This is a genomic window from Ensifer sp. LC11, assembly GCF_001695835.1.
GTDB lineage: Bacteria > Pseudomonadota > Alphaproteobacteria > Rhizobiales > Rhizobiaceae > Ensifer.
In genome coordinates this window covers 26950-44472 of the sequence record NZ_MBSO01000072.1, presented here as the reverse complement: position 1 = coordinate 44472, position 17523 = coordinate 26950, and the positions used below count along the sequence as shown (strand labels likewise).

Genomic DNA, 17523 nt, shown 5'->3' with positions numbered 1-17523 from the left:
GGGTTTGGACAGCTTGTCCGCCGTATCTCCTTGGATGAAGGCGAGGCTGCAACCGAACAGCCCGCCTGGTGGCTTCCACCTCGACTGAATGCCCGCGTCTGCAGCGTCCCTCCCAGGCGCTCCTGCCGACGCCGCAGGAGAAGACCGTTTTGACATTTCCAGGAATTCGCCGGCCCGAGATCGGCAGCATTGCACTTAGCGCCATTGTCAGCGCCTATCTGCTTCTCGCCACCAACAGATCCTTCTGGACGCACACAGTCGCCTATTTCGACGATTCCGTCGTGGCGCTCCTTTCCTTCAGCGCCGCCCTGTGCCTGCTGACGTTCGCGGCGCTGACGACCGCTTCCGTCAAATTCGTGATGAAGCCGGTGCTGATCTTCTTCATCGTGGTTTCGGCCGCGGCGTCCTATTTCATCGACACGTTCGGCGTCATCATCGACAAGGATATGATCGGCAATGCAGCCGTCACGACACACGCTGAAGCCAGCCATCTCTTGACCGGCAGCCTGGCGATACATCTGCTGTTTTACGGACTGGTTCCGTCCCTCCTTGTCATCTGGGTCAAGGTCCGCCATCGCCGCTTTTTCCTGAATGCCGCGGTCAATCTCGCCGTCATCATTCCTTGCCTCCTTGTCAGCGGCGGGTTGGTTTATGCAAACTTCGCAAACGTCGCCTACGTGATCCGGCAACACAAGGATCTGATGAAGCGGTTCAACCCGACGGGGCCGGTCTCGGCCGCAGTGCGATATGCTGCTTCGACCTACAAGGAGCGCAACATCGTCGTCCAGCCGCTCGGCACCGACGCCCGGCAGGGCGGGCGGATTGCGGCCGCGGGCAAGCCGGTGGTCGTGGTTGTCGTTGCCGGCGAAACGGCGCGGGCGATGAATTTCTCGCTCAACGGTTATCAGCGCGAGACCAATCCCGAGCTGAAGGCGCTCGGTGTCGTGAATTACACCGACACCACGAGTTGCGGCACCGCGACGGCAATTTCACTTCCTTGCATGTTTTCCGTCTATCCGCGCAGCGAATACACGGACTGGAAGGCGCGTTCGACCGAAAACCTGATGAACGTTCTGACGCGCGCTGGTGTTTCAGCCACCTGGTGGGACAACAACACCGGTAGCAAGGGCATCGCCGATCTCATCAGCTTCGCCAGCATGACCAACCAGAAAAACAGCCCCCTGTGCAACAACGGCGAGTGCCTGGATGAGATCTTCCTTGGTGAACTCGACAAGAAGCTCGGCGCCACGACTGCAAACAGCGTGATCGTCCTGCATCAGCTCGGCAGTCACGGGCCGTCCTACTATCTGCGCTATCCGGAGAAGTTCCGGCGTTTCACCCCCGATTGCCGCACGCCAGAGCTGATGAAGTGTTCGGTTGACGAGATCACCAACGCCTATGACAACACGATCCTCTACACCGATTACGTGTTGGCAAGCGTTGCCCGTCTGCTGGAGAAGCACCAGGACCGCATAGCTGGCGCGATGATCTACATGTCCGATCATGGGGAATCGCTCGGTGAGAGCGGCATTTACCTGCACGGTGCGCCCTATGCCATTGCCCCGCGCGAACAGACACAGGTGCCGTTCATTGCCTGGTTTTCGAGACCCTATCAGGCGGCAATGGGGGTCGACACGGCATGCCTGGCCAAGGACACGGCGCAACCAAAATCTCATGACAACCTGTTTCACACCGTGCTCGGCATGATGAATGTCGAGACCAAGGTCTACAAACGCGACCTCGATGCTTTCGCCAACTGCACGAGGAAGCAGCCGAGCGGCCAACCGGCCTTCCAGTCCGCCGATACCGCCAAGGATCTGCCGACGGGAGCCACGGGCTCCATGGCGGCGCCCGGGGCGCTTTGAGTGCCCCAGCGCCCGCAGGCGCATAAATTCGCGCAGGCGCGGAACAAAAACGCGCGTCGATGCTTCCTTCGGAAGATGCCCTCGACTGCGTGCCGACTGCAGGCGTGACCCTCGCCAGGATGCCGTCGGTCGAAAGGGCAGCCCGCAGGAAGGAGAATTTGATGCGCATCGTCGGCATACAGGTTTCCCCCGAAAGAGCCGGCCGCGTCGGTTTCACCGTGGAGTTTATCGGCGATGACGGGCAAGTGGTCACTGTGATGTGCCCGCAGGACAGCGCCGGCTCCTTGAACCGGCTCAACGCCGTCGCGAAGGCGAAGGAGATGTTGAGCGCCGCACTTCAGGCGGATGCGTCGCTTGCAGGAGCGAGCGACCAGGCGGAAAGGCGACGCGGCGTTTTGCCGAACGCACGCCAGACTCACGATCGCGATCTTCTGGAAGAACAGCTCGAGGAGGGCCTCGAGGACACATTCCCCGCAAGCGATCCGGTCTCGATCGCCAGTTCGACAATCGCCAAAGGCCATTCCCGCCGCTAGGCAGCGGGGTCGGCGGAGGGCGTGTTCGCCATCTTTGCGGCTCTGTTGCAATGGCGACGGAGGCAAGCGTGACCTTCGAAGTTTGATCGTCACGGCAAACCGTCGGCAAGCGCCAGATGACCGCTCGCCGCAGTGGCAGGTGATCATCGCAGCGCATCTTGCATCCTTTCGCAAAAAGCCTGTTCTAGCGCTTTGATCTGGTGATATTTTTAGGCCGGAATCAGCTCCTTTGAGCCGTGTGCAGGTGTTTGGAGAAGAGGTGCATGGCCGTCCGGCATCTGACTTTCGCCGTTGGTGACATTCACGGCTGCCTTGACCAGTTGCGTGCGCTGCTGGACGAGATCGAAGCCTATGCAACCTCGGGCCGAGTGATCTTTCTCGGCGACCTGATCGACCGAGGACCGGACAGTCGCGGCGTCGTCGAATTGATCATGGCTGGCCCGACCAGGCCCGGCTGGACCTGGCTGACGCTTAAGGGCAACCATGAAGAGATGCTGTGGGGCGCAAGCAGCGGCGAGAGTGACGTCGACTGGTGGCTCATGAATGGCGGGCGGGAGACACTGATTTCCTACAACGGCACCGTTCCCGGTCGACATCTGAAGTGGATCAACGAGCTTCCCTCCATTCTTGTGGAGCGGTTTCGCATTTTCGTGCATGCCGGTGTCGATGAGACCCTGCCGCTGGAGCGGCAAGGTGATGAGATCTTTCTTTGGATCAGGAGGCCCGACGACTATTCGGGCGAATACTGGGGCCGGCATCTTTGCCACGGACACACGCCCAGCGCGGCCAATCCCTGCACCGTGGGAAACCGGACCAATGTCGATTCCGGTGCCGTGTTCAGTGGGGTCCTGTCCTGCGCCATTTTCGACGACGATCAGCCGGGCGGGCCGATCGACTTCCTCGCCACGGCGATAGGGTGGGGAACAAACTGAAAGCTGCCGTCTGCAGCGAAAACGTATAGGCCATTGTGCACTCGCCGATCAGGTAGTACGTGTGCCTCCTTCTTAAGGGCGATGCTGCTGCCGCCCGTTTCTCAACAGCTCAGGGGATTGCATTGGACGCCGCGCCTTCATCCGTCTTCACGAAGAACTTCGCTGCCCTGCTTTTCGATATGGACGGCACTCTGTTGAACTCCATGGCCGTCGTCGAACGCGTCTGGGGCGCCTGGGCGGAGCGCAACGGCCTCGACCCGATCGAGTTTATAAAGACCGTTCACGGCGTCCGGGCTGTCGATACGATCCGCAATCTGGAACTGCCCGGTGTCGATCCGGAAAAGGAAGCCTATGATCTGGCGCTTGCGGAGATCGCCGATGTCGAGGGCATCGTCGAAATCCCCGGAGCAATTGCTTTCCTGAACTCCCTGCCGCCGGAGAAATGGGCGATCGTCACGTCGGCGCCGCTCGATCTTGCGGTGCGCCGTCTTGCGGCGGCCGGCATCCCGATGCCGCAACTGATGATCGCTGGCGAAGATGTTTCCGTCGGCAAGCCTGATCCGCAAGGTTATCGATTGGCCGCCGAGCGCCTCGGCGTTCGGCCGGAAGATTGCCTGGTCTTCGAAGATGCGCCCGCGGGTATTCTGGCGGGTCTGGCGGCCGGCGCCGATGTCGTCGTCGTCACCGGCGCCCATGAAGCCGCCGCCGACACACCGCATGTGACGCTTGCCCGCTATCACGGTATCGAAGCAGAGCTTGCGAGTGATGGCACGGTATCGCTGCGCCGGGCGATCTGAGCTCGTCGCCCCGCGGCGCTCTTATTTCGTCCGATCTTTAAAGGGCCACAGGGCGTTCGCCGACCTGCGGCCCTTGAGCACCTGATCAGGCGTTCAGCCAGCACTTCGTCAGGGCATGGCCGTTCATCAGTTCGCCGTTCGGGTCAACGACCCAGCCCCCCACTTTTTCGCTCGTCGCATCGATGTAGTTGTTGAACATCGGCACGATGACGCCGCCTTCGTCGCGCAGGATCGTCGCCGCCTGGCGATAGAGCGCCTTCCGCTTGGCCTGGTCGGGTTCCCCCCGTGCGGCAAAGATCAGCTTGTCGAAGTCTTCGCGGAAGAAACGGGTATCATTCCATTCGGCCTTGGAGAGATAGGCGATCGAATAAACCTGGTCCTGCGTCGGCCGGCCGGTCCAGTAGGACATGCTGAAGGGCTGCTTGTTCCAGACGTCCGACCAGTAGCCGTCGCCGGGCTCGCGCTTGAGATCGATGGTGATGCCGCATTTGGCGGCGCTCATCTGGAAGAGCTGCGCCGCATCGACGGCGCCCGGGAAGGCGACGTCGGACGTCCTCAGCAGCACCGAGCCGCTGTGCCCGGACTTCTTGTAATGAAACTTCGCCTTGTCAGGATCGAAGACCCGCTGCGCGACATCATTGTCAAAAAGTGGATAGCCCTTGATCATCGGCGTGTCGTTGCCGACGGTGCCGTAGCCGGCGAGCACCTTTGCGACCATCTCCTCGCGATCGACCGCATATTTCAGCGCCAGGCGCAGGTCGTTGTTGTCGAAAGGTCCAGTGTTGCAATGGGCAATGAAGACGTAGTGTCCCTTGCCGGGCACGTTGCGGATGGCGACGCCCGGGAGGCGCTTGATCAGCGCGACGATTTTGGGCTCGATGCGATTGATCATGTGGATCTGGCCGCTTTGCAGGGCGGCCGTGCGCGCGGTCGAATCGTTGATGACGGCGATTTCGATCTGGTCGGCATGGCCACGCTCGGCCGATCCCCAGTACCCCTCATGCCGCTCGGCGATGTGTTTGACGCCGGGTTCGTTGGAAACCACCTTGTAGGGACCCGTGCCGATACCGGCCGTCGGATCGTCCTTGCCGCCGTTCGGCTGGATCATCAGGTGGTAGTCGCTGACGACATAGGGCAGGTCGGCATTCGGTTGGCGAAGGGTGATGACGACACTGTCGCCGTCGGCCTTGATCGTCTCGAATTCCTGGACGAAGGGCAGGGCCGCCGACTTGGAATCGGCGTCTCCATGGCGCTCGATCGTCGCCACGACGTCGGCCGGCGTCAACTCCTTGCCATTGTGAAAGGTGACATCCTTGCGGATCTTGAAACGCCAGGTCTTGGCATCGGGTGTCGCCTCATAGGCTTCCGCAATGCGATGCTCGATCTCACCCGTCGGTGAGACTTCCAGGAGCTGCTCTCCCCAGCAGCGTCCGAGCGTATAGGGGACCTGACTTGCCCAGGTCGCCGGATCGAGGCTGTTGGTCGATTCGCCGCCAACCAGGCCCGCTTTCAGAATTCCGCCCTTGATCGGCCCGGCGGCGCGTGCCGCCTCGCCAAGCAATAGGTTCGCCGATGCGACCGTTACCCCGAGCGCTGCCGCACGCCCCAGAAACTCCCTTCGCGACAGCCGTCCTGCGGCAACCTGACGGCTCATGAATTCCAGTTCTCTCGGCATGACTTACTCCCTCTCTTGCAAGACCTGCCCGGCGCACCGGTAACGTTGCAGGATATTGGAAGGAGAGGCGGCTGTCGGGCTTCTTGGCCCGCGACAGTTCGTGCCGCAGATCGACGTGAGAACGTCGTTTCTTCGAGCTCACGCGCTGCTTCTGCGGAAGGTCTCAGCTTTTGCGGGCGTAGCGCTGCAGGATGGCGGAGATGTCCGGTTCGGCCTTGTCGGTGTCGAGTTCGGCGCGCAGTTCGACTGCGTCGAGATGCTCGCGCATGATGCGCTCGGCGGTCGCTGTGTCACGTGACTGCAAGGCGCAAATGATTTGGACGTGTTCGTCGACCGCGCATTCCGGCGAATGCAGTCGCGCGAAGCGCGCAAGGATCAGCGAGCAGCGCGAGACGATCTCGCGAACAAACCGCGTCAGCGCCTGCGAGCCCGTGAGCTCCGCCAACAGGATGTGGAACTCGCCCGCAAGCCGGATTGAAAGAGGTCCGTGATCGGAAAGGGCGGCCTCTTCCTGCTTGACGTGCTGTTGCAGCCGCCTGACGCCGGCGCCGTCGAGATTGGCCACCAGCCGCCGGATGACCTCGGCCTCGAGCATGCGCCGAAGCGCGAAGATATCGCGTGCCTCTTCCAACGTCGGCTCGGCCACGCAGGCCCCCTTGTTGGCTCTCAGGTCAACGATGCCTTCGGCATTCAACCGGACCAGGGCTCCGCGCACGCTGGTGCGGCTGACCTTGAAGTGATCGGCGATCGTGTCTTCGGAAAGCTTCGTTCCCGGCTTCAAGGCTTGCTCCAGGATCGCCTGGCGCAGGAGCTTGTAGACCACCTCGCTGCGGCTTGATTTCTCAGACAAGGTTGCCTCCCCAACGGCGCCGGTCGCCGACCGGCCGAACATGCCCTTGCCCTTGGATAACGTTCCCAAATTTGCTCGTCAATATTGTATACAATCATGTTGATGTTTGTATCCGTCTATCGTATGCAATTATCGGCGCCGGCGATTATGGGGTCGGAGCCGATCGGTTCGGGAGGAGGCGTGCGACGAGGACCGCACGACCAGGACGGGTCAGGACAAAGAAAACCAATGGGAGGGAATTCATGAAACGCAGGATTCTACAGCTCTGCGCCACGGTTGCGGGCGTTGCCGTCGGGCTTGTCGCGGCGACGACGGCGAATGCGGCCTCGACGCTGGAAACCGTCAAGGCACGCGGCAAGCTAATCTGCGGTGTCTCGATGAGCACGCCAGGCTTTGCCACCGCGGATGCCAAGGGGCACATGCAGGGCTTCGACGTTGACGTCTGCCGCGCCGTCGCCTCAGCCGTATTCGGCGATCCGGAAAAGGTCGACTTCGTTCTGACCAATATCAACACCCGCTTCCAGGCGCTTCAGTCCGGCGAAATCGACATGCTGTCGCGCCAGACGACTCACACCTTCTCGCGCGAAGTTTCGCTCGGCCTCGATTTCGGGCCGACGGTCTTCTACGACGGGCAGGGGCTGATGGTGCCGAAGTCGCTTGGCGTCAACAGCGCCAAGGAGTTGACGGATGCGGCGATCTGTACGCTGCCCGGCACGACGACGGCGCAAAACCTCAGCGACTTCTTCCGCTCGATCGGCGGCAAATTCGAACTGGTCGTGTTCGAAAACCCGGACGAAAACCGCAACGCCTTCTTCTCCGGTCGCTGCGAGGCGATCTCGTCCGACCGCTCGGACCTGGCATCGATCCGAGCGGTTGCCAACAACCCGGATGATTACGTCGTGCTGCCGGAAACCATCTCCAAGGAGCCACTGGCACCCTCTGTCCGTCAGAACGATTCCAACTGGCGCGATATCGTATCCTGGTCCGTCTGGATGTTGATGGCCGCCGAGGAACGCGGGATCACCCAGGCCAATGTCGACGAGATGGCAAAGAGCGAGGATCCGGAGATCCAACGCATGCTCGGCGTCAGCGAGGAGCTCGGCAAGATGCTGAACCTCGACAACAAGTGGGGCTACAACATCATCAAGGGTGTCGGAAACTACGGCGAAGTGTTCGAACGCAACCTTGGCACCAAGACCGCGCTTGGCCTGACGCGCGGGCCGAACACGCGTTGGAGCGAAGGTGGCCTGCTTTACGCACCGCCGTTCCGTTGAGAACTGACGGGCCCGCGTTCCGGCGCGGGTCCATCTCCCTACTAAACTTTGCGCGTCTGACAAGACGCGCGGCGCTGTAGATCCTGCGTTAAGGGACGGGTGCCCCATGCCTCTGCTGTTTTACGATGCGCGCATTCGCGCCTATCTCTATCAAATGATCGCCATTGGCGCCGTGCTGTTCGTCGCCTGGGTGATGTTCAGCACCGCGAGTGCCAATCTTGCCAAGCAGGATATCGCGACCGGCTTCGGCTTTCTGGCGCGCCAGGCGGGCTTCGTCATCACGGAATCGGCGATTGCCTATGAGCCGACCGATACGATCGGCCGCGCCATCCTCGTCGGCATCACCAACACCGTAAAGGTCTCGTTGCTGGCAGCGCTGTTCGGCACCATTCTCGGGCTTCTGGTCGGTATCGGGCGACTGTCGCACAATCCCGTCCTGTCCCGCCTGATGCTCGCCTATGTCGAGGCGCTGCGCAACGTGCCACTGCTGCTCTACCTGCTGCTCTGGTATTCGCTGATCATTTCCGCATTCCCGCCGGTCAAGCAGGCGATTGAGATGCTTCCTGGCGTGTTCCTCTCAAACAGCGGCCTGGTCATGCCGGCGTTGCGCTGGGAGAGCGGCTTTACCGAGTTGATAGCTGCGCTCGTTGTTGGCCTCGCCGGTGCCGCTCTCGCCGCACGGGTTCTCGGTCGCCGCCGTGTCTTGACCGGAAAGGACATGCCGATTGCCCCTTGCGGGACGCTGGCGTTTGTGCTGCCGCTCGCGGCGGTATTCCTGGTCGCAAATATCGCCGTCTCTTGGGACGTGCCCGAACTCGGGCGGTTTCGCCTGAGCGGCGGCTATCATCTGCGCCCCGAATTTGTGGCGCTTCTGCTCGGGCTTACGTTGAGTGTGTCGGCTAACGTTGCGGAAATCGTGCGCGCCGGCATTCAGGCCGTCAGCAAGGGGCAATGGGAGGCGGCGACGGCGCTTGGCCTGTCACGTGGGCGCACCCTGAAACTGGTGATCCTGCCACAGGCGCTCCGGATCATCATCCCACCGCTCACCAACACTTACCTGACCGTCTTCAAGAACAGTTCGCTCGCCATCGCGATCGGTTATCCGGACCTGGTGATGGTCTCGAACACGGTTATGAACCAAACCGGACAGGCGATTGAAGCCATTGCCATTTTCATGGGTGTCTATCTCGGTCTGTCCATCCTGATCTCGCTGGTCATGAACTGGTACAATGCGCGGGTCGCGCTGAGGGAGCGCTGAGCGATGACGCAGATCGACACTCTCATCGCCGACACCACGCTCACCTCTCGCCAAGCGCCGCCGGCGCCGAATGGCCGGTGGCTCGGCGCCTATTTTGGAACGCCCGGCAACGCGCTGATCACCATCCTCTGCCTCGGCACGATCTTCACGCTTGCTAAGCTGGCGATCGGCTGGCTGTTCGTCGATGCGACGTTCTCGGGGACACCGGCGGAATGCAAGGCGACGAGCGGTGCCTGCTGGCCGTTCCTGTCGGCGAAGATGCGCTACATCTTCTTCGGCTTCTATCCGTTCGAAGAGCAATGGCGACCGCTGGCGGCCATGCTTCTGTTCCTCGGCGCCTGTCTCGTCTCTATGGTGCCGAAGGTCTGGGGGCGGGGGCTGCTGATCGCCTGGGTCGCGATCATCCTGCCGACGCTCTATGTGCTTATGGCTGGTGGCTACTTCGGCCTCAGCGTCGTACCGACGACGCAATGGGGCGGGTTGCCGCTCTCCTTCATGCTGTCCTTCATCGGGCTCGCCTGCGCGTTGCCGCTCGGCATCGCGCTTGCGCTCGCCCGCGCGTCAAACCTTCCGGCGATCCGCGTTCTCGGTGTCGGGTTCATCGAGATCGTGCGCGGCGTGCCGCTGATCAGCATCCTGTTCATGGCAACAGTCATGCTGCCGCTGTTCATGCCTGATGGCATCACCATCGACAAACTCATCCGGGCGCAGGTGGCGATCATCCTCTTTGCCGCCGCCTATATCGCCGAGATCGTGCGTGGTGGCCTGCAAGCGGTGCCTAAAGGGCAGGTGGAGGCCGGACACTCGCTCGGCCTGCACTATTGGCAGATCATGCGCAAGATCGTGCTGCCGCAGGCATTGAAGAAGGTTATCCCGCCGCTTGTCAGTCTGTTCATCGGCTTCTTCCAGGACACCACGCTCGTGACGATCGTTGGCCTCCTCGACTTCCTCGACACCGTCCGCACCGCCATGCGCGATCCTCAGTGGCAGGGTATCGCCGTACTCGAAGGTTATGTTTTCGCGGCCGTCGTATACTTCGTTTTCAGCGCTCTCATGGGGGCTTACAGTCGTTTCCTAGAGCAATATTTCAGGACCACGCATGACTAAAGAGATCCACGTCATCCGCAAGGCACACACGTTGGTCGCCTTCGACAGCGAGCGCAATGGCCACGTCTATATGCATGATGCCGACGTCGCCTATGACGACACGGGCTTCGTGCATGTCGGCGGTCATTATGACGGCCCGTTCGACAGCGAGAGCTCCGGCCGCGATCGCATGATCATGCCCGGCTTCGTCAATGTGCATTGCCACTCCGGGGAAGAACCGATCTCCAAGGGCATCTTCGAGGACATCGGCACGGCCGCGCTCTGGGGCAATGCGCTCTACGAATATTCCAACCTGCTGGAGATCGACGATGACGCGATCGAGGCGTCGTTGACGGTCATGGTCGGCGATTTGATGCGCAGTGGCGTCACCACCCTGCTCGACATTGCCGGGCCGCATCAAAGCTGGTTGCCGACGCTTGCGAAAAGTGGCGCACGCGCCTTCGTCGCGCCTGGGTTCCGTGAGGCGCAATGGCATGTCGAAGACAGCCACCGTCTCGATTTCCGTTGGGACAAGGCACGCGGACGCGAGGCCTTCGCGCGGGCGCTGGAAGTTGTCGATGCGGCGGCGGCACACGCCTCCGGCCGCCTCGGTGGTGTCGTTGCGCCGTCGCAGATCGAGACCTGTTCGCCGGAACTGCTTGAGGATGCGGTGGCCGCGGCCCGCAAGCGCGGCATGCCGATTACCATTCACGCCGCCCAGACTATGGCCGAACACGAGGAACTCCTGCGGCGGCACGGACTGACGGCCGTACAGTATCTCGAAAGTCTCGGGCTGCTCGGCCAGGACCTGATCCTTGGCCATTGCATCTTCATTGACAGCCATTCCTGGACCCGGCAGAGAACCGAGATCGATCTGCATCTGCTCGCCGATCGCCAGACGACGGTGGCGCACTGCCCGGTCACCTTCTCGCGTAGCGGCATGGCGCTGGAATCGGTCGGCCGCTATCGGCGTGCCGGCGTCAATGTGGCATTGGGAACCGACAGCTACCCCTTCAATATGCTGGAGGAAATGCGCCAGGCGATGATCTGCGCGCGGCTCTCGGGCAAGTCTGTCTTCGACGTCGCGACCGCCGACATTCTGGACGCCGCGACCACCGCGGGCGCCAAGGCGCTCGGCCGCACCGACATCGGGCGGATCGCTATCGGCGCCAAGGCGGATTTCCTGGTCGTCGATCTCCGCCACCATGCGATGCAGCCTGTCTATGATCCGCTGCGCAACCTCCTGCATTGCGCCGCGGAGCGGGCGATCGAGCGAGTTTATGTCGACGGGACCTGTGTCGTCAGTGGTGGACGGCCGACCTTGATCGACTATGACGGCGCACTCGCGAAACTCCAGGAGGCCCAGGACTATGCCTGTCGCAGGGCCCCGGAGAACGACCCGACGGGGCGGGCGATGCGAAAGCTTGCGCCGCTCTCCTTGCCGGGTGCGCATCCACGCTGAGTGGGCGGCATAGCTGCCCCACAGCGCAAAGGTCAGGAGAGGAAGCGGTGCGCAGCGAAAACGCAGATCAGGATCGTTGCCGCCGCACCCGCCAGCGCGCCGAGGCGCTTTTCCAGGAACTCGCGGATCTCTTCGCCGAAGCGTTGTAGCAGCCAGGCGAGCAGGAAGAAGCGCGCGCCGCGCGCGATAATGGCCGCGACGATGAACAGGCCAAGATTGATGTCGGCGGCACCCGAGAGGATCGTCACGACCTTGATCGGGGGCAGGTGCGCGAGGCCTGAAGTGACCAGCAGCAATGCCAGCATTTCCGAATCGACCGATACCCTCAGGTGCTCGAAGGTGTCGAGCTTGCCGTAAAATTCCAGGAGCGGCCTTGCGAGCGTATCGAAGGCATAGTGGCCGAGATACCAGCCAGCAATGCCACCGAGCACCGAGCAGATGGTCGCAACCAGCGCATAGCGCCACGCCCGCTCGGGGCGCGCCAAAGCCATCGGGATCAAAAGCAAGTCAGCCGGAACCGGAAAGATCGAGCTTTCGACAAAGGCGATGATGCCGAGCCAGACAATGGCGGTCTCCCGCGTTGCGAGCGACAGTGTCCAATCGTAGAGGCGTCGGAGCATATGTTCGCGGTTCCCTGTTGGTCGTAAGGCGCTCTATAGGCGAGCGAGCATGGTGTAAATGTGACCGCATTTCTCACAAACGGCGGATGCCCTAGGCAGGCACCATGCGTGCATAGCGGCCCGGCGGCTGTCCGACATGGCGGCTGAAGGCGGTGCTGAAGGTGCTGGCCGAACCATAGCCGACGCGCGCGGCAATGGCGGCGAGATCGATATCGCGTTGCCGCAGCAGATCCTTGGCAAGTGCCATGCGCCAGACGAGCAGGTACTCCATCGGCGGTACGCCAACCACACGCGTGAAACGGTCGAAAAACACCGACCGGGAAAGTGCTGCCTCGCTTGCAAGTTTGGCCACCGTCCACGCGCGAGCCGGATCGGCGTGTATCGCGCGGATGGCCGCCGCCAACCGTGGATCGCCGAGGCCGCGAAGCAGACCGGGAGCTGCGGCTTCACCCTGAATTGACCGGAGCGCCTCGACGAGCAGTACTTCCACCAGCCGCGCGAGCACCAGATCGCGGCCTGGCCTGCCGTCACGTGCCTCGTCGCCGACAAGACGCACAAGGGTCGAAAGCCGACCGATGTCGCGCAGATGCACGAGCGTCGGCAGCAGCGATACAAGCAATCCCGCATCGGGGGAATCGAGCACAAAGTATCCGCCGAGCAGACGCACGTCCGGATCGCCGTCCGGCCGTCCATGGCGAATTTCGTCCATCGGCGCCGGCGTCACCTTCGGGTCGACGAACACGGGTTGAACCGGTTCAAAGCCCGAGAGGGTGAAGCCTGGCGTTGTCGGCAGCAGCACGAAGTCGCCGGCTTCGAGTGTCACGGGTGCTTCGCCGTCGACGGCTAGGCGGCAGGACCCTTCAACGACCGTGCAAAAGCTCGGTTGCCCAAAGTCGGAATAGCGCACGGCCCAGCGACCGGCGCCGCTGATGCCCTTGGTGAACACCGTGCGCGGGTGGAGCAGTTGGATGAGTTGCGAGAGTGGATCGATCATATCAGGACGATAGCAAATGAAAGCAGGACTGCAAGCGGTAGATCGTCCTGCGCCGTCTCGATATTCCGGTCGCATCGAAACAGCGAAGGAAATGACCATGAAAACCGTACTGATCACCGGTTGCTCCTCCGGCTATGGACTGGAAACGGCGCGGCGCTTCTATGCTGAGGGCTGGAAGGTGATTGCAACCATGCGTACGCCGCGCCGGGATGTCCTGCCGAAATCCGAGCGTGTCTGCTTGCTGGCCCTCGATGTCACCAAGCCCGAGAGCATCGCGGCCGCAATCGAGGAGGCCGGCCCGATCGATGTCCTCGTCAACAACGCCGGCGTCGGTGTGGTCGGAGCCTTCGAGGCGACGCCGATGGCGCACATCCGAAAGGTCTTCGATACGAACACCTTCGGCGTGATGGCGATGACGCAAGCCGTGATACCGCAGTTCCGCGCTCGCCGGTCGGGGGTCTTGGTCAACGTCACCTCCAGCGTAACGCTTGCTGCCATGCCGCTCGCAGCTGCCTATACGGCCAGCAAGACGGCGATCACCGGCTTTACCGGTTCGCTCGCCCACGAGCTTGAGGCCTTCGGCGTCCGCGTCAAGCTGGTCGAGCCGGGTTACGCGCCAACCACGCGCTTCGCGCACAATACGGCGGTCCCCGTCGAGGATCTGATCCCGGAACCCTATGCCGCTTTCGCGGCTCCTGTTTTCGCCCAGTTCGCAAAGCCGGCCCTGGTGACGACCGAGACCGATGTCGCGGAAGAGGTGTGGCAGGCGGCAAACGATCTGTCCGGCCGGCTGCATTTCCCAGCCGGCGCCGATGCGGTTGCGCTGGCGAAGGCGAGCTGATCCGGCGAAGGGCTGTCCGGGCGGCACCGGTAAGGTGCGCGACTGGCCGTGATCCGCAAGAGCGCCGTGCGTTCATATGAACGCACCAAGGACGCTCTAGCACTTTGATTCTAGAGCATCTTTCCGCCTCACGTGGACCCACTTGAGAGCGGGTTTCTCTAGGCGATCAGGCGGAGGCGCTCCGCATCGGGCGCCGTCGCCTGCGCTCGCTCGGCGGGCGTGGTGCGAAAGCGGTCGACGAGATCGAACAGGCCGGAAGCCTGGTTCGATAGCCGGTGCGTCATGCCAGTGCTCTCCTCGACCATGGCGTTGTTCTGTTGCGTCACGCCGTCGAGCGAAAGCATGGTCTGGTTGATATGCTGCAAATCGGTTGCCTGGTCGCGCGCATCACCGGCAATCTGCTGTGTCTGTTCGTTGATTGCATGAATCTGACCGGAGATCTCATCGAGGGCATCACCGGCCGCGCGAACCAGAGAGACCCCTTTTGCCACTTCTTCGGTCGAAGTCGTGATGATCGCCTTGATTTCGCGGGCGGCCAGCGCCGATTTCTGCGCCAGTTCGCGGACTTCGTGCGCGACGACGGCAAAGCCCTTGCCGGCTTTGCCGGCGCGCGCTGCCTCGACACCGGCATTCAGCGCCAGCAGGTTGGTCTGAAACGCAATGTCGTTGATCGTGCCGATGATTTGGGAGATCGCGACGGATCCCTTTTCGATCTGGGCCATGGCGCTGACGGCATTCATCACCACGTGACCGGACCGGTCTGAACTCGCCTTTGCTGCGGCTGCGATCGTCGTCGCTGACGAGGCGTGTTCGGCTGTGCGCTCGACGGTCGCGGTGATCGCGCTGAGCGCTGCGGTCGCCTCTTCGAGTGTTGCCGCCTGGTGTTCGGTGCGTTTTGCAAGCTGGCCAATGGCGTCGCGCATCTCACCGGTTTCACCGTCGATTTGCGCACTTCTCGTCTTCACGTCGCCAAGTGTGATGGCGAGGCTCTCCAGCGACTGGTTGAAGTCCGTGCGCAGGCGATCAAAACCAGCGCCGAAGGGGTGTTCGATGTGTGCGGTCAGGTCACCCTGGGCCAGACGTTCGAGCCCTGACGCCAACCTCTCGACGGCCTCGTTGATCTGCCGCGACACTTCGGACTGGGTCGTTTCGCGGGCCTGCCGCTCCTCTTCAATCAACACCCGCGTTTCTTCGGCTTCGGTTTCGAGGCGGTTGCGGTCAAGCAGCGCATCGCGGAAAACGACGACGGAACGCGCCATGTCGCCGATTTCATCCTTGCGGTTGCCGCCGAGACCAGCGATCGCCGTGACACCTGCCGCAAGACGGGTCATGTCGGTGACGAGGCCAGTGATCGGGCGGGTCAGCCGGCGCGAGTACCAGATGGCAATTGCGAGAGCGACGGCAAGAACGGCCAGAGCAGTGGCGAGGGTCCAGTTACGCAAAGCAGTGACGGCGGCAAAAGCTTCGCGTGTGGTCATGACTGCGACCATCGTCCAGCGCGTGCCGAAGGCATCGAGGCTGGTGGCCGCCATCTGGGCCTCCTCTCCGCGGAAGTCGTCGAGCCTGCTGCTGACGATACCATTTGCCCCCGCTTGGTTTCCGAGCTCAATCCGCGCCTTGAGCATGTCGTTGTCGGGAGTGCCGGTGCTGTCGGTCAGAAAGAATCCGTTGCCGTCAACGAGAATTGTCTCGCCGGTTTCCCCGAGCCCGGTCCTGTTGCCGACGATCTCACCGATCAGCGCATCGGGCATTTCGAGGATCAATGTGCCGATCTTGCCGTCGATCGATTCCAGCGGAATGGCGATGAACGACGCAGGCCGGCCGCCGAGTGGCGCGTAGGTCTCGTAGGAGGCGAACGCAAGCTTGCTCTTGTCGGTGCCTTCGGCCGTTTCCTGAAAGACGCGGCCGAGTCCAGTGTCCTTCCAGGCGGCGTCCTTGAGATTGGCGGCGAAATTGCCCTTTTTATTGAGCGAATAGACGACGTCGCCGCTAAGATTGGCAAGCAACACGTCGCGGTAGCCATGGGCTTCCACGTAGCGGCGAAAGAGGGGATGGTAACGCGCGTGCAGCGCGTCGTAGTCGTCGGTCCCCGCGGAATTGTAGAGGGCACGCTTGTCCTCGGGATTGGGGTTCTCCATGACATAGCGGCGCTGCAGTTCGCTGCCGGCGTTGTCCCCGATCTTGGCTGTGGCCCAATTGAGGTCGGTGAGCGCCTTGGCGACGGATTTCTGCACCTGCAGATTGCGCAGGTCGTTTTCGACGGTCGTCAGATAGTGCCGAAGCTCGTTGCGGCGCGCGTCGGCAAGGGCTTCCAGTTTTTCGATCGCGGCCCGTGACGACAGGCTGCCGCTGACGGTGAGGCCGGCAAGACTGGTGGCGGCGATGGAAAAAGCAGCCAGAGCCGCCGCAGCAAGGGGGAGCTTCGCGGACAAACGCATAACAAACACCGGGCTTGAAGGAGAGGAGGCCATGCCGAAGGCTGGTCGCGACGCCTCATGCGCCCGGCAGGATGACCCCGCGCGGAGAGTTATACGGTCTCAGGTTACAGTTTGATGACGTCTGCGTGACATCGATAAAGAACGCCGTGGAGCAAGCCGGTGGTCTGCGCCTATCGCGGCAAGGCACCAGCGAGAAAGATCGCCGCGCAGCTTTCGGCGCGGGCAGCGACCGTCGCATCGTCGATGCTGCTGACGCGACCCATCATGACAGCCCGTTGCGGCTCCATCGCCATCATGCCGCGCAGCATGCCCGCCGCCAAATGCGGATCGGCAATGACGAGCCGTCCCTGCGCCACCTGCGCCTTCAACCAGCGCTCCAGTGTTGCATTGGTTCGTTCGATCGCCTGTTCCCAAAACGTCGTGGCAACCTCGGGAAAGCGCTCCGCCTCTGCAAGTACCAGGCGAATGATCGCAATCGTGTCCGCGGCAAGCACGAGATGTCCGTAGGCGGCCAGCAAGCGCACGAGACCGGTCCTCACATCTGCGGCTTCGATGTTCTCCTCATCGGCTTCGAGCACGAACTCGGCGATCCTGAGGGAGATCACGCGTTCGAACAGATCGGCTTTGGTTGGAAACAGCCGGTAGAGCGTCTTGGTGGAAACGCCGGAATTCCGAGCGATGATGTTGATGTTTGCGGCCTCATAGCCGAGATCGCAGAACTGTCTTTCAGCCGCCAGGATGATCACGCGGCGGGTTTCATCATCGGAGCGGACCTGCGGCCGGCCGCGCGGACGTGGTGCCTTTTGCTTTTCTAGCATGGCGACTTTCCAAATTGCTCCTGAAAGTGTTAGTGCGAGCCGCGGAGGAAAGCAATTGCTTTCCTAAAAACTCGACGGCT

At 62.0% G+C, this 17523-nt stretch carries 15 protein-coding genes; 9 read left to right on the top strand and 6 right to left on the bottom strand.

What is annotated here, in order from left to right:
* Positions 1 to 149 precede the first annotated feature (149 nt).
* From BBX50_RS28075 to BBX50_RS28060, 4 genes are all read left to right on the top strand, one after another.
* Positions 150 to 1865: a phosphoethanolamine--lipid A transferase gene (locus tag BBX50_RS28075; protein ID WP_065778604.1), complete on the top strand. Its 1716-nt coding sequence runs from the start codon at positions 150 to 152 to the stop codon at positions 1863 to 1865.
* A 161-nt stretch (positions 1866 to 2026) separates the two neighbouring features.
* Positions 2027 to 2398: a hypothetical protein gene (locus BBX50_RS28070; protein ID WP_065778603.1), complete on the top strand. Its 372-nt coding sequence runs from the start codon at positions 2027 to 2029 to the stop codon at positions 2396 to 2398.
* A 263-nt stretch (positions 2399 to 2661) separates the two neighbouring features.
* Positions 2662 to 3330: a metallophosphoesterase family protein gene (locus BBX50_RS28065; protein WP_065778577.1), complete on the top strand. Its 669-nt coding sequence runs from the start codon at positions 2662 to 2664 to the stop codon at positions 3328 to 3330.
* 122 nt (positions 3331 to 3452) lie between these two features.
* The gene (locus BBX50_RS28060; protein WP_065778576.1) at positions 3453 to 4127 is read left to right on the top strand and encodes an HAD family hydrolase; all 675 of its coding nucleotides are present in this window, start codon (positions 3453 to 3455) and stop codon (positions 4125 to 4127) included.
* An 85-nt stretch (positions 4128 to 4212) separates the two neighbouring features.
* Here the strand turns inward: BBX50_RS28060 and BBX50_RS28055 are convergent, their stop codons facing one another.
* Positions 4213 to 5802, bottom strand: a complete 1590-nt coding sequence (locus tag BBX50_RS28055) for an ABC transporter substrate-binding protein (RefSeq protein WP_065778575.1) — start codon at positions 5800 to 5802, stop codon at positions 4213 to 4215.
* A 163-nt stretch (positions 5803 to 5965) separates the two neighbouring features.
* Positions 5966 to 6652, bottom strand: a complete 687-nt coding sequence (locus BBX50_RS28050; protein WP_244513197.1) for a GntR family transcriptional regulator — start codon at positions 6650 to 6652, stop codon at positions 5966 to 5968.
* Between the two features lie 242 nt (positions 6653 to 6894).
* Between BBX50_RS28050 and BBX50_RS28045 the strand changes: the two genes are divergently transcribed.
* The 4 genes from BBX50_RS28045 to BBX50_RS28030 all read left to right on the top strand — a co-directional run bounded on the left by BBX50_RS28045 (position 6895) and on the right by BBX50_RS28030 (position 11732).
* A complete protein-coding gene (locus BBX50_RS28045; protein WP_065778573.1) occupies positions 6895 to 7926 on the top strand; it encodes an amino acid ABC transporter substrate-binding protein in 1032 nt (343 codons plus the stop codon).
* Positions 7927 to 8032: 106 nt separating this feature from the next.
* Complete coding sequence (locus BBX50_RS28040; RefSeq protein WP_065778572.1) at positions 8033 to 9184, top strand: ABC transporter permease subunit; 1152 nt, start codon at positions 8033 to 8035, stop codon at positions 9182 to 9184.
* A 3-nt stretch (positions 9185 to 9187) separates the two neighbouring features.
* Positions 9188 to 10291: an amino acid ABC transporter permease gene (locus BBX50_RS28035; protein WP_065778571.1), complete on the top strand. Its 1104-nt coding sequence runs from the start codon at positions 9188 to 9190 to the stop codon at positions 10289 to 10291.
* Positions 10284 to 11732 (top strand): amidohydrolase family protein, encoded by a 1449-nt coding sequence (locus tag BBX50_RS28030; RefSeq protein ID WP_065778570.1) that lies wholly within the window; start codon positions 10284 to 10286, stop codon positions 11730 to 11732. The genes BBX50_RS28035 and BBX50_RS28030 overlap by 8 nt, the downstream gene beginning before the upstream one ends.
* A 32-nt stretch (positions 11733 to 11764) precedes the next feature.
* Here BBX50_RS28030 and BBX50_RS28025 read toward each other — a convergent pair whose 3' ends face one another.
* Together BBX50_RS28025 and BBX50_RS28020 are read right to left on the bottom strand one after the other, a co-directional pair.
* Positions 11765 to 12352, bottom strand: a complete 588-nt coding sequence (locus tag BBX50_RS28025) for a YqaA family protein (protein ID WP_065778569.1) — start codon at positions 12350 to 12352, stop codon at positions 11765 to 11767.
* A gap of 91 nt (positions 12353 to 12443) precedes the next feature.
* Entirely contained in the window at positions 12444 to 13346 is a 903-nt protein-coding gene (locus BBX50_RS28020; RefSeq protein ID WP_065778568.1) for an AraC family transcriptional regulator, read from the bottom strand.
* Positions 13347 to 13443: 97 nt separating this feature from the next.
* Here BBX50_RS28020 and BBX50_RS28015 point away from each other — a divergent pair, with 97 nt between their 5' ends.
* The gene (locus BBX50_RS28015; protein WP_065778567.1) at positions 13444 to 14187 is read left to right on the top strand and encodes an SDR family oxidoreductase; all 744 of its coding nucleotides are present in this window, start codon (positions 13444 to 13446) and stop codon (positions 14185 to 14187) included.
* Positions 14188 to 14345: 158 nt separating this feature from the next.
* Here BBX50_RS28015 and BBX50_RS28010 read toward each other — a convergent pair whose 3' ends face one another.
* Positions 14346 to 16625 carry a methyl-accepting chemotaxis protein gene (locus BBX50_RS28010; protein WP_065778566.1) on the bottom strand — a complete coding sequence of 760 codons (2280 nt, stop codon included), beginning with the start codon at positions 16623 to 16625 and terminating at the stop codon, positions 14346 to 14348.
* Between the two features lie 170 nt (positions 16626 to 16795).
* Complete coding sequence (locus BBX50_RS28005; RefSeq protein WP_065778565.1) at positions 16796 to 17443, bottom strand: TetR/AcrR family transcriptional regulator; 648 nt, start codon at positions 17441 to 17443, stop codon at positions 16796 to 16798.
* Positions 17444 to 17523 lie beyond the last annotated feature (80 nt).